Source organism: Microbacterium sp. NPDC057741 (assembly GCF_042798735.1).
Lineage (GTDB): Bacteria > Actinomycetota > Actinomycetes > Actinomycetales > Microbacteriaceae > Microbacterium.
The window spans coordinates 1,316,287-1,328,783 of the sequence record NZ_JBHVJW010000001.1; the positions used below are offsets into that span (position 1 = coordinate 1,316,287).

At 69.4% G+C, this 12,497-nt stretch carries 13 protein-coding genes; 7 read left to right on the forward strand and 6 right to left on the reverse strand.

Features of this window, described 5'->3' with window-relative positions; genetic code table 11:
• Positions 1-84 precede the first annotated feature (84 nt).
• From xseA to ACFVDO_RS06375, 5 genes are all read left to right on the forward strand, one after another.
• Complete coding sequence (xseA, locus tag ACFVDO_RS06355; protein WP_378859784.1) at positions 85-1,362, forward strand: exodeoxyribonuclease VII large subunit; 1,278 nt, start codon at positions 85-87, stop codon at positions 1,360-1,362.
• 307 nt (positions 1,363-1,669) lie between these two features.
• Positions 1,670-1,894 (forward strand): exodeoxyribonuclease VII small subunit, encoded by a 225-nt coding sequence (locus tag ACFVDO_RS06360; protein ID WP_378859783.1) that lies wholly within the window; start codon positions 1,670-1,672, stop codon positions 1,892-1,894.
• Positions 1,891-2,535, forward strand: coding sequence for a DUF4245 family protein (locus tag ACFVDO_RS06365; RefSeq protein ID WP_378859782.1), 645 nt, complete (start codon positions 1,891-1,893; stop codon positions 2,533-2,535). Before ACFVDO_RS06360 ends, ACFVDO_RS06365 begins: the two co-directional genes overlap by 4 nt.
• 29 nt (positions 2,536-2,564) lie before the next feature.
• Entirely contained in the window at positions 2,565-3,197 is a 633-nt protein-coding gene (locus ACFVDO_RS06370; RefSeq protein WP_378859786.1) for a carbonic anhydrase, read from the forward strand.
• Complete coding sequence (locus ACFVDO_RS06375; protein ID WP_378859781.1) at positions 3,194-4,582, forward strand: class II fumarate hydratase; 1,389 nt, start codon at positions 3,194-3,196, stop codon at positions 4,580-4,582. Before ACFVDO_RS06370 ends, ACFVDO_RS06375 begins: the two co-directional genes overlap by 4 nt.
• A 71-nt stretch (positions 4,583-4,653) precedes the next feature.
• Here ACFVDO_RS06375 and ACFVDO_RS06380 read toward each other — a convergent pair whose 3' ends face one another.
• The 5 genes from ACFVDO_RS06380 to ACFVDO_RS06400 form a co-directional block, all read right to left on the reverse strand.
• On the reverse strand, positions 4,654-4,839 hold the full coding sequence (locus ACFVDO_RS06380) for a YbdD/YjiX family protein (RefSeq protein ID WP_378859780.1): 186 nt from the start codon (positions 4,837-4,839) through the stop codon (positions 4,654-4,656).
• A gap of 1 nt (position 4,840) precedes the next feature.
• Positions 4,841-7,075: a carbon starvation CstA family protein gene (locus tag ACFVDO_RS06385; protein ID WP_378859779.1), complete on the reverse strand. Its 2,235-nt coding sequence runs from the start codon at positions 7,073-7,075 to the stop codon at positions 4,841-4,843.
• A gap of 69 nt (positions 7,076-7,144) precedes the next feature.
• Positions 7,145-8,503, reverse strand: a complete 1,359-nt coding sequence (locus tag ACFVDO_RS06390) for a PhoH family protein (protein WP_378859778.1) — start codon at positions 8,501-8,503, stop codon at positions 7,145-7,147.
• A gap of 183 nt (positions 8,504-8,686) precedes the next feature.
• Complete coding sequence (locus tag ACFVDO_RS06395) at positions 8,687-9,793, reverse strand: aminotransferase class V-fold PLP-dependent enzyme (RefSeq protein ID WP_378859777.1); 1,107 nt, start codon at positions 9,791-9,793, stop codon at positions 8,687-8,689.
• Between the two features lie 282 nt (positions 9,794-10,075).
• A complete protein-coding gene (locus ACFVDO_RS06400) occupies positions 10,076-10,858 on the reverse strand; it encodes an isoprenyl transferase (protein ID WP_378859776.1) in 783 nt (260 codons plus the stop codon).
• A gap of 108 nt (positions 10,859-10,966) precedes the next feature.
• Between ACFVDO_RS06400 and ACFVDO_RS06405 the strand changes: the two genes are divergently transcribed.
• Positions 10,967-11,671 carry a hemolysin III family protein gene (locus ACFVDO_RS06405; protein ID WP_378859785.1) on the forward strand — a complete coding sequence of 235 codons (705 nt, stop codon included), beginning with the start codon at positions 10,967-10,969 and terminating at the stop codon, positions 11,669-11,671.
• 45 nt (positions 11,672-11,716) lie between these two features.
• The gene (locus ACFVDO_RS06410) at positions 11,717-12,190 is read left to right on the forward strand and encodes an S-ribosylhomocysteine lyase (protein WP_378859775.1); all 474 of its coding nucleotides are present in this window, start codon (positions 11,717-11,719) and stop codon (positions 12,188-12,190) included.
• Between the two features lies 1 nt (position 12,191).
• Here the strand turns inward: ACFVDO_RS06410 and ACFVDO_RS06415 are convergent, their stop codons facing one another.
• A complete protein-coding gene (locus tag ACFVDO_RS06415) occupies positions 12,192-12,431 on the reverse strand; it encodes a hypothetical protein (protein ID WP_378859774.1) in 240 nt (79 codons plus the stop codon).
• Between the last annotated feature and the right edge of the window lie 66 nt (positions 12,432-12,497).

A 12,497-nucleotide genomic window follows, 5' to 3' on the forward strand; every position in this document is an offset into this window, starting at 1 on the left:
CACTGGTTGCGGGTGTGCACCCGCAACCAGTGAGACCGGAGCTGTCGGAGGGCCACGGCGGGGGCGGATGCGAGAATCGAAGCGATGACCGTCTTCGAAGCCGCCGCAGTCCCCGGCGAAGCTCCCCCGCCCGACTCCGTCTCGCCGCGGGAGTCATCGGCTGATGCCCCGACCTCGGTGGCCCGGCTGAACGCGACGATCCGCGATTTCGTCGCGCAGTGGGGCACGGTCTGGGTCGAGGGCGAGATCACCTCGTGGAACCAGCGTGCAGGCAACGTCTTCGCCCGGATGAAGGACAGCCGCTCCGACGCGCAGATCTCGCTGCGCATCTGGTCGAGCGTGCGGGGCCGCATCCCGTCCGACCTCGGCGTCGGCGATCACGTGATCGCGGCGGTCAAGGCCGACTACTTCGTCAAGGCCGGCGACTTCAGCTTCCAGGTGTCGGCGATGAAGCACGTCGGGCTGGGCGACCAGCTGGAGCGGCTCGAGAAGCTCCGAGCGCAGCTGCGGGCCGAGGGCCTGTTCGACCCGGCGCGCAAGAAGCCGCTGCCGTTCCTGCCGCACCTGATCGGCCTGATCACCGGCGAGAAGTCGGATGCCGAGAAGGACGTGCATCGCAATGCCGAGCTGCGCTGGCCGCAGGTGCGCTTCCGCACCGAGTACGCCGCAGTGCAGGGCGACCGGTGCGTGCCTGAGACCCTCGCCGCGCTGAAGCGCCTCGACGCGGACCCCGAGGTCGATGTGATCGTCATCGCGCGCGGCGGCGGCGACCCGCAGACGCTGCTCGGCTTCAGTGACGAGCGGCTGGTGCGGGCGGTGGCCGCGGCGTCCACCCCCGTCGTCAGCGCGATCGGTCACGAGAACGACCATCCGCTGCTCGACGACGTCGCCGACCTGCGCGCCTCGACCCCGACGGATGCCGCGAAGCGCGTCGTCCCTGACGTCGGCGAGCAGCGCGCGCTGATCGGACAGCTGCGGGCTCGGGCGACCACACGCCTCACGCAGCGGGTGTCTCACGACCTTGCCCAGCTGGCGCAGCTGCGCTCCCGGCCGGTGCTGCGCTCCCCCGACCCGATCATCGACTCCCGCGCGCAGGAGGTGCTGCTGCTCTCGGCCCGCGGCCGCGACACGGTCGCGCGCCGGCTGGATGCCGCGAGCAGGACCACATCCGAGCTGCGCGCCTCGCTGCGTGCGCTGTCGCCCGCCGCGACTCTCGCCCGCGGCTACGCGATCGCGCATCTCGAGAACGGCACGATCCTGCGGGATGCCGCGGATGCGCCTGCCGGCACTGCTCTGACGATCACCGTCGATCGCGGCTCTGTCGCCGCTCACTCCGACGGCGAGATCTCCGAGGGCGACTGACCTCTGGTTCTCCTTCGACTCTCCCGGCTCCGTTCTCACCCGCTGCGGGTGCAACTCCACCTGAACTCGCATCCATCGCGACCGAAACGGAGAGTGCATCCGGCTCCGGTCGCATCCGTTGCGGGTGCACGTCCGCCCGAACCCGCATCCATCGCGACCGAAACGGAGAACACGACACGTTCCGGTCACATCCGTTGCGGGTGCAAGTCCGCCTGGACCCGCATCCGTCGCGACCGGAACTGAGGCTCTGCTCCGGCCTCAGGCGACGAGGACGGCGGGGAGAGGACACGCCGGTAGGATGGAGGGCGTGACTGCGTCCGAGACCCCCGTGGAATCGCTGTCGTTCGAGGCGGCGCGCGATGAGCTGGTGCAGGTCGTCGCCGAACTCGAACAGGGAGCGCCGACCCTCGAGCAGTCCCTGGCTCTCTGGGAGCGCGGCGAGGCCCTCGCGAACCGCTGCGAGGAATGGCTCCTCGGCGCGAAGCGCCGCCTGGATGCCGCCCGCCCCGCGGCATCCGAGGACGAGTCATGAGCAAGGGCGCCCCGATCGTCGCCGAGCTCGGCCGCCCCGAGACCGCGCAGGAGACCGCCGACCGCAAGGCCGAGTCGAGTCGCGTCTACCGCTCCAGCCAGACCTTCCGCAATCTCATCGCTGCACTGCTCGTCACGATCGGCGTGGTCATCGTCATCGTGCTCTCGGTGCCGCGCGGCGAGCCCATGGCGCAGCCGCCGATCGACCTCGCTGGCATCGCGAAGAACGCGTCGACCTCGCTGGACCGTCCGGTGCTCGTGCCCGATCCGCCCCAGGACTGGCGCGTCACCGCCGCCGAGGTCACCGGGGGCGCCGTCACCGTCTGGAACGTCACCCTCGCACCCACCGCCGATGACGAGCGCGGCTTCCTCAAGCTCGCCCAGGCCGCGGATGCCGACAGGATGTGGGCCGCCACGCCGCTGCGCGGCGCGCAGCCGACCGGCACCGTCGACGCCGGCGGCGTGGAGTGGGACGTGTACAAGATCGCCGATCCCGCGGCATCCGGCAACATCTCCTACGCGCTCGGCACACAGGCGGGCTCCGACTACGTGCTGCTCTACGGCTCGCGCAGCGCGGACGAGACCGCCGACTTCGCCAAGACTCTCGTCCCGCAGATCAACAAGCTCGAGGAGGCACAGTGACCCTCACCCCGTCCGCCGCATGGCAGGAGATGCTCGACGGCAATCGCCGGTTCGTGAACGGCACGCCGGAGCATCCGCATCAGGACGTGGGTAAGCGTCATGAACTCGCCGACGGGCAGGCGCCGATGGCGACCCTGTTCGGATGCTCGGACTCGCGCCTGGCCGCCGAGATCATCTTCGACAAGGGTCTGGGCGATCTGTTCGTTGTCCGCAATGCCGGTCAGGTGATCGGAGAGTCGATCGTCGCGAGCCTGGAGTACGCGGTCGAGATCCTCGGAGTGCCGCTGATCATCGTGCTCGCGCACGACTCCTGCGGCGCCGTGCGCGCGGCCATCGAGGGCACGGCGATCGATGCCGCCCCGCTGCCCCCGGCCATCTGGAAGCTCATCTCGCCGATCGTGCCCGCCGCCCGCAAGGTGCTGGCCGAGACCGGCGGCTCGACGCCCGCCGACATCGACGCCGAGCTCGTCGGCCGTGAGCACCTGCGCAACACCGTGGCCAACCTGCTGCGATCGTCCGAACTGATCAGCGAGGCCGTCGCCGAAGGTCGGCTGGGCATCGTGGGCGCCAACTACCGCCTCGCCGAGGGCACTGCAGTGCCGGTGGTCTCGGTGGGCATCGACGACGGGACGAACCCCGCGACCAAGGAGGGATCGGAATGACCGAATACCGCATCGAACACGACACCATGGGCGAGGTGCGGGTGCCCGCCAACGCCCTCTACAGCGCGCAGACCCAGCGCGCCGTCGAGAACTTCCCGATCTCCGGGTCGGGGCTCGAGTCCGCGCAGATCGCTGCACTCGCGCGCATCAAGAAGGCCGCGGCCCTGGCCAACAAGGAGCTCGGCACGCTCGACGGCGCCATCGCCGACGCGATCGCCCAGGCCGCCGATGAGGTCGTCACCGGCAAGCACGACGGCGAGTTCCCGATCGACGTGTACCAGACCGGCTCCGGCACCTCGTCGAACATGAACATGAACGAGGTGCTGGCGACGCTGGCCTCGCGCATCCTCGGCTCCGCCGTGCACCCGAACGACCACGTGAACGCGTCGCAGTCGTCGAACGACGTCTTCCCGACCTCGGTGCACGTCGCCGTGACGCAGGCGCTCATCGACGACCTGATCCCCTCGCTCGACCACCTCGCCGTCGCCTTCGAGGCCAAGGCCGAGGCGTGGAAGAGCGTCGTCAAGTCGGGCCGCACCCACCTGATGGATGCCACCCCCGTCACCCTCGGCCAGGAGTTCGGCGGCTACGCCCGCCAGATGCGCCTCGGCATCGAGCGCGTGCAGTCCGCGCTCCCCCGTGTCGCCGAGGTCCCGCTGGGCGGCACCGCCGTCGGCACCGGCATCAACACGCCCCTCGGCTTCCCGCAGAAGGTCATCGAGCTGCTCGCCGCCGAGACCGAGCTGCCGATCACCGAGGCCAAGGACCACTTCGAGGCCCAGGCCAACCGTGACGGCCTCGTCGAGGCATCCGGCGCTCTGCGCACCATCGCCGTCTCGCTGACGAAGATCAACAACGATCTGCGCTGGATGGGCTCGGGCCCGAACACGGGTCTTGCGGAGATCCACCTGCCCGACCTGCAGCCCGGCTCGTCGATCATGCCCGGCAAGGTCAACCCGGTCATCCCCGAGGCCGTGCTGATGGTCTGCGGCCGTGTGATCGGCAACGACGCGACGATCGCCTGGGGCGGCGCCTCGGGTGCCTTCGAACTGAACGTCGCGATCCCGGTGATGGGCACAGCCCTGCTCGAGTCGATCCGCCTGCTCGCCAACGCCACCCGCGTGCTGGCCGACAAGACCGTCGACGGCCTCGAGGCCAATGTCGAGCGCGCCGCGGCCCTGGCGGGCATGAGCCCGTCGACCGTGACCCCGCTGAACAAGGTCATCGGCTACGAGGCCGCGGCCAAGATCGCCAAGCACGCGGTCGCCAAGGGCATCACCGTGCGCGAGGCCGTCATCGACCTCGGCTATGTCGAGCGCGGCGAGATCACCGAAGAGGTGCTCGACCAGAAGCTCGACCTGCTCTCCATGACCCACGCGGGCTGACGCCCGGCCGTACACGACGAAGCCGCGATCCCGAACGGGGTCGCGGCTTCGTCGTTCTCCGTGTGGACGTCTCAGCAGCAGCGGGCGCCCGGGTTCGCGTCCTGGTCGGCGTAGTGCCGGCGCCAGAAGTCGCGCTCCGGCAACGGCTCACGATCGGGATGCTTCACCCGCTCGTGCTCCAGGTAGGAGGCGTACTTCGACTGGCCCGTCACACCGTTGACGTACCAGGCCAGCTTTCGCCACGCGCGACGCAGCATGTCAGTGCCCCTGCACGGGCTTCATGTCGGCGGGCAGCTCGTCCCACTCCTTCTCGAGGGCCTTCTCGGCCCGCGAGGCGAACAGGCCCGCGGGTGCGTAGCGCCGCGAGGGCACCGCCGGATCCTCGTGGTCGATCACCTCGGTGGAGCGGAACGCCTGCACGACGCGGATCAGCGACACGATGATCACGATCACCGACAGCACCAGGAAGATGATCGACAGCGAACCCTGGACGAACGTGTTCCGCACGACGGCCTCCATCGCCTCCACCGACTTCGCCGTGCCGAAGCTCGTCTCGCCGGCATCCAGCGCCGCCTTGAATGCGAAATGCTGCGCCCAGTAGCCGACCGCCGGAACCGAGGAGAAGATCTTCTCCAGCGACGCCGTCACCGTCACCACCGTGACGAACGCCAGCGGCAGAGCGACCACCCAGAGCTGCTTGAACGTGCGCCGCCGCGCGACGATCGTCAGGATCACGGCGAGCGCGATCGCGGCGAGCAACTGATTGGCGATGCCGAACAGCGGGAACAGGGTGTTGATGCCTCCGAGCGGATCGGTGACGCCCATGATCAGCACCGCGCCCCAGCCGGCGACCATGATCGCCGTGCAGATCCACGCCCCGGCCCGCCACGAGGTGTCCTTGAAGCGCGGCACGAAGTTGCCGATCGAGTCCTGCAGCATGAACCGCGCGACGCGGGTGCCCGCGTCCACAGCGGTGAGGATGAACAGCGCCTCGAACATGATCGCGAAGTGGTACCAGAACGCCATCAGCGACGGCCCGCCGAGCCATTGGTGCATGATCTGCGCGAGCCCCAGTGCGAGCGTCGGTGCGCCGCCGGTGCGGGAGATGATCGTCTCCTCCCCCACTGCGGCCGCGGTCGAGGTGAGCATGTCGGGCGTGAGGTTCACCCCGGTGATGCCGAGGCTGTTCACCCAGGCGACCGCGCCCTCGACGGTGCCCTGCGTGGCCGCGGGCGAGGAGTTCATCGCGAAGTAGATGCCCTGGTCGATCGACACCGCGGCGACCAGCGCCATGATCGCGACGAAGGACTCCATCAGCATGCCGCCATAGCCGATGAACCGGGTCTGCTTCTCCTTCTCGACCATCTTCGGCGTGGTGCCGGAGGCGATCAGGGCGTGGAAGCCCGAGAGCGCGCCGCAGGCGATCGTGACGAACAGGAACGGGAACAGCGACCCAGCCCACACCGGCCCGGTCTCACCCGAGGCGAACTTGCTGAACGCGGGCACCGTGATCTCGGGTCGCACGAAGATGATCGCCACGGCGAGCGCGGCGATGACACCGATCTTCATGAACGTTGACAGGTAGTCGCGCGGAGCCAGCAGGATCCACACCGGCAGCACCGCGGCGATGAAGCCGTAGATGATGATCGCCCAGGCGATGGTGATCCGGTCCAGGGTGAAGATCGCCTGGCCCCAGTCCGTGGCGGCGACAGCCCCGCCGCCGATGATCGCCGCCATCAGCAGCACGAAACCGATGATCGAGACCTCGGTGATCTTGCCCGGGCGGATCCAGCGCAGGTACGCGCCCATGAACAGGGCGATCGGGATGGTCATCGCCACCGAGAACACGCCCCACGGACTCTCACCGAGGGCGTTCACCACGACGAGCGCGAGGATCGCGGTGATGATGATCATGATGAGCAGCGTCGCGAGGATCGCCGCCGCGCCGCCGAACCGGCCCAGCTCGTCTCGGGCCATCTGCCCGAGCGAGCGACCGCCGCGGCGCATCGAGAAGAACAGCACCAGGTAGTCCTGCACGGCCCCCGCGAGCACGACGCCGATGATGATCCAGATCGTGCCGGGCAGATAGCCCATCTGCGCCGCGAGCACCGGACCGACCAGCGGGCCGGCGCCGGCGATCGCGGCGAAGTGGTGGCCGAAAAGCACGCGCCGGTCGGTGGGCACGTAGTCCTTGCCGTCGGCCTTGTACTCGGCCGGCGTCGCACGCCGGTCGTCCGGCCTGGCGATGTGCTTCTCGATGAACTTCGAGTAGAACCGGTAGAAGATCAGGTAGGTGCAGACCGCGGCGAACACGAACCAGATCGCGTTCACGGTCTCGCCGCGCACGATCGCCAGCATGGTCCAGGCCACGCCGCCGAGCAGTGCGATCGCCGCCCAGATCACGATCTTCAGCGGAGTCCACTTCGGCTTCTCGTCGACGGACACGGGCGGCAGCGCGCGCTCGTCGACGGTCGTACCCGCGTTCTCACTCATCAGCTCTCACTCCATCGTCAGGGCCCCAGCGCTACGTCAGACACTAGCGCCACCCCCGACGGATGCCGGTCAGCTGAGCTCCGTGCCCTCCAGAAGGTCGGTGACCAGCGCCGCGATCGCCGACCGCTCGGATCGCGTCAGCGTGACGTGCCCGAACAGCTCGTGTCCCTTGAGCGTCTCGATCACCGAGGCGATGCCGTCGTGGCGCCCGACCCGCAGGTTGTCGCGCTGGCCGACGTCGTGCGTGAGCACGACGCGGGAGTTCTGCCCCATCCGGCTGAGCACGGTGAGCAGCACGTTCCGCTCCAGCGACTGCGCCTCGTCGACGATCACGAAGGCGTCGTGCAGCGATCGACCGCGGATGTGCGTGAGGGGCAGCACCTCCAGCATCCCGCGCTCGACGACCTCCTCGATGACGTTGCCCGAGACGACGGAGCCGAGCGTGTCGAAGACCGCCTGGCCCCACGGGTTCATCTTCTCCTCGCGATCGCCGGGCAGGTAGCCGAGCTCCTGCCCGCCGACGGCGAACAGGGGCCGGAAGACGATGATCTTCTTCTGCTGCTGGCGCTCCAGCACGGCCTCGAGGCCGGCGCAGAGGGCGAGGGCGGACTTGCCGGTGCCGGCGCGTCCGCCGAGCGACACGATGCCGACCTCGGGATCGAGCAGCAGGTCGATCGCGATGCGCTGTTCGGCTGAGCGGCCGTGCATCCCGAAGATGTCGCGGTCGCCGCGCACCAGCCGGTACTCGCCGTCGCCGGTGACGCGACCAAGGGCCGATCCGCGCTCGGAGTGGATGATCAGGCCGGTGTTCACCGGCACCCCGCGGACGTCGTCGCTGAGACCGATCTCGCTCTCGTACAGGTCGCTCATCTCGTCGCCGGAGAGGTCGACGTTCGCGATCCCCGTCCAGCCGGAGTCGACCGCCTGCTCGGCGAGGTACTCCTCGGCGTTCAGCCCGAGCGAGGCCGCCTTAACGCGCATCGGCAGGTCCTTCGACACGATCGTCACGTCCTGGCCGTCCTGCGCGAGCTGCGCGGCGATGGCGAGGATGCGGCTGTCGTTGTCGCTGAGCCGGATGCCGGCCGGCAGCACCGTGAGGTCGACGTTGCCGAGTTCCACCCGGAGCGTTCCGCCGTCGCCGACCTCGACCGGGAAGTCCAACCGGCCGTGCTCGATGCGCAGCTCGTCGAGATGGCGCAGCGCCCGGCGGGCGAAGTAGCCCAGCTCCGGGTCGTGCCGCTTGGCCTCGAGCTCGGTGATGACGACGACCGGCAGCACGATCGAGTGCTCGGCGAAGCGGAACAGCGCCTGCGGGTCGCTGAGCAGCACCGAGGTGTCGAGCACGTACGTGCGGAGGGCGGTGTCGTCGTCCTGCTTGCGGGCGGTGGCCCTGCGGGTGGACTGCTGCGGCGCGGTGCGTGTGGTCACGATCGATCCCCCGATCCGGGCTGAACCCGGCTCTGCTGCGAGTCGACCAGGGGCCACGAGTCGCTGACCTGGTGGCCGACCCGACCGGACGCGGTGTCCGATGACTTGAAGGTACGACTGCGCGACGGGCGTTCCTGCGACCGACACGCGACGAGATCGTTACGTCCGCGTGAACAGCACCTGTCAGAACGCGGCGAGCGCCGCTCCGAACATCCCGAGGGTGGCGTCGTCGGTGCCGGCATGGGCGGCGACCCGCACAGCGCCGCCACGGGCGGTCACCGCGACGCCGGCATCCTTCAGCGCGGCCGACAGTGCGCCTGGGTCCTCAGGGGCGAGAGAGACGATTCCGGCGCGCCGTTCCCGCTCGCGCGGCGAGGCGACCGGGATGCCGTGCTCGTCGGCGAGAGCGATGATGCGGTCGAGGTGCTCGGCGATCCGCGCCTCGATCGCGGCGACGCCCGCGTCGCGGATCTCGTCCACCCCGGCGGCGAGGCGCACTGCGGCGAAGTGGTCGGGCTGGCTCACGGTGAACGCCCGGGCGGATGCCGCCGGGTCCGGCAGCTCGTCGAGGAAGAGCCCGTCCGAGGTCGTGCCGGTGATGCCGCTGAGCACCGGACGGATGCGGGACCGCGCCTGCTCCGAGTAGCGCGCGAAGCCCGTGCCCCGTCCGGCACGCAGCCACTTGTAGCCGTGGCCGGCGACGACGTCCGCGGCCGCCCAGTCCACGTCGACGACCCCGAACGACTGCACGGCATCGACGATGAGCAGCCGGTCGGGGCCGATCAGCTCGCGCAGCGCCGCGAGGTCCGCACGGTAACCGGTGCGGAAGTCGACGTGGCTCACGGCGACCGCGGTGACCTCGTCGTCGAGCGCCTCGGCCACGGCATCCGTCGTGACGAGTCCGCCTGCCGGGGTGATCCAGCGCGGCGTGAGCGCGCCGTGCGATGCCTGCGACGCGCGCTCGACGGTGAGGCTGACGCTGGGGAACTCGGCGGTCGAGGAGATCACGGTGCCGGACAGGCCGTACAGCACCTGCGCGAGCCCGTGCGTCGAGGACGCCTGCAGCACGACCTCGTCGGATCCCGCGCCGAGCAGCTCGGCGATCGCGTCCGTCGCCTGCGCAGCGCGCGCGAAGACCGGCGCGTGTGCGGCGGGATCCGCCTGGGAGAGCTGGTCGACCGCCCAGAGGCTCTCGGCACGCACCGCCGGGGAGACCGGCCCGAAGGCCGCCCAGTTCAGATAGCCGGCCCCGCTGCCGAAGGATGCCACGTACTCGTCGAAAGCGCTCATCGCCTCAGTCTGGCACCCCGAGAGGCGCCCTTCGTCTCGCTTCGCTCGCTCGGGGTCCGGGTCACGGGGTCGCTGCCGCTCACGTCGCGCGCGAGACATCCGCGTCATCGGCTCCCGTCGCAACCGAGCACAGTGTTGCGCCCGGGGACTGTGCCGGATCGCGACGGGAACGCCGCGCTGCCGGCTGGGCAACGGTTCCCGTCGCAGACGAGCACAGTACCGAGCACGAAGACCATGCGGGATCGCGACCGGAACGCGTGCGTCCCTGCCGAACAACCGGGGTCAGCGCCCGAAGCGGCGATCGCGGTCGGCGAAGTCGCGGATCGCGCGCAGGAAGTCGACCCGGCGCAGATCGGGGCCGAGCGCCTCGACGAAGTAGAACTCGCTGTGCGCGCTCTGCCAGAGCAGGAAGTCGCTGAGCCGCTGCTCGCCGCTGGTGCGGATCACCAGGTCAGGGTCGGGCTGGCCGCCGGTGTACAGGTGCTCGCCGATCATCTCGGGAGTGAGCTGTTCGGCGAGGTCCTCGAGGGTGCCGCCGGAAGCCTCGTGCTGCGCGACGATGCTGCGCACGGCGTCGACGATCTCGTTGCGTCCGCCATAGCCGACGGCGAGGTTCACGTGCAGCCCCTTGTTGTCCTTGGTGCGCTCCTGCACCTCGGCGAGCACGCGCGCCAGTTCGGGCGGCAGGATGTCGGCGCGGCCGACGTGCTGCACCCGCCAGTCCTTCTCGCGCGAGAGCGAGTCGGCCAGCTCGGCGATGATCTCGATGAGATCGTCGATCTCCTGGGAGTCGCGCTTGATCAGGTTGTCGCTGGAGAGCAGGTAGAGCGAGACGACCTTCACGCCGAGCTCGTCGCACCAGCCCAGGAACTCGCGCATCTTCGCGGCTCCCGCACGGTGCCCCTCTGCGACCGAGCCGTAGCCCAGCTGCCGCGCCCAGCGCCGGTTGCCGTCGATCATCATCGCGACGTGGTGCGGAACGGATGCCGCATCCAGCTGCCTGCGCAGCCGGTTGCCGTACAGCCGGTACAGCGGGCCCCGGCCATCACTCGTGCGTGCGTTCACGTCTCAACGCTACCGCCGTCGGCTGTGAGAGCCGATCATGTACGGCGCGCGGAATACGGCTGAGCCTAGAGTGAGCACGTGAGCACCCGACCCTCTCCCTCCGCCGACATGCCTCAGCTTCCGCTGCTGGCAGAGGCCGAGCAGGACGCCGCCGTCGAGATCAAGCCGACCTGGCGCGGCTGGATCCACGCCGCGACGTTCCCCGTCGCCATCGCCGGGGGCATCGTGCTGATCGTGCTCGCGCAGGGGACGCCGGCGAAGTGGGCGGCCGCCGTCTTCATGGCGACATCGATGCTGCTGTTCGGCAACTCCGCGCTGTACCACCGGTTCAACTGGGGTCCCAAGACCAAGATGGTGCTCAAGCGCATCGACCACGCCAACATCCTGCTGCTGATCGCCGGTACCTACACGCCGCTGGCCGTGCTTGCGCTGCCGCCGCAGAAGGGCGCGCTGCTGCTCATCGTCGTGTGGAGCGGAGCGATCCTCGGCATCCTGTTCCGGGTGTTCTGGATCAACGCGCCGCGCTGGCTGTACGTGGCGCTCTACCTGCTGCTGGGCTGGGCCGCCGTGATGTACATGGTCGACCTGGTGCACGCGAACGTCGCCATGATGGTGCTGGTGTGCGTCGGAGGCCTGCTGTACACCGCGGGCGCCGTGGTCTACGCGATGAAGAAGCCGAACCCGTGGCCGGGGCACTTCGGCTTCCACGAGATCTTCCACGTCTGCACGGTGCTGGCATTCCTGTGCCACTGGACCGCCTGCCTGCTCATCTCCCTGCAGCCGTACTCGCCGTCGCTCGGCCTGCCCGGCTGACCTCGGTAGCATCGGAATCCCCGGATCCGATCAGAGGAGCACCCCATGGCCGAAGTCGAGAGCTTCACGCTGGACCACACCGCCGTCAAGGCACCGTACGTACGACTGATCTCGGTCGAGCGGGGTCCGCGCGGCGACGCGATCTCGAACTTCGACGTGCGCTTCGTGCAGCCGAACGAGGGTGAGATCCCCACCGCCGGGCTGCACACCATCGAGCACGTGATCGCCGCGCAGCTGCGCGACCACCTCGACGGCGTGATCGACATCTCGCCGTTCGGATGCCGCACAGGCTTCCACCTCATCGTGTGGGGCGAGCCGGCGGTCGCAGACGTCGTCGCCGGCATCCGGGAGAGCCTGCGGTTCATCGCCGAGGATGCGGAGTGGGCGGATGTGCCCGGCGTCTCGGCCGTGGAGTGCGGCAACTACCGCGACCACAGCCTGCACAGCGCCCGCGAGTGGGCCCGGCTCATCCTCGACCGGGGCATCAGCCTGGACGCGTTCGAGCGCGTCGGGGTCTGACTCAGGCGTCCTTGTCGCCCTGCTCGGCCTCGCGTGCCGCGGCCTCCTCGGCGTCGAGCTCCTCGCGCACCTCTTCGCGATACCGCACACGGCGGATGCGACGGTTCATGTCCCAGATCAGCAGGATGACCGCGACCACCAGGACCACCACGATCGCGAAGCCGACGAAGCCCGGAGTCACCAGCTCGGGGTTGACCGTCGAGGTCGGCGTCGGCATCGGGGTGTCCGCGAACGGGAGCATGTGTGCGCCTTTCATAGGCAGGTCGAATAGCCTGTATGTACCAGCCTAACGACGCCGCAGGAGAGC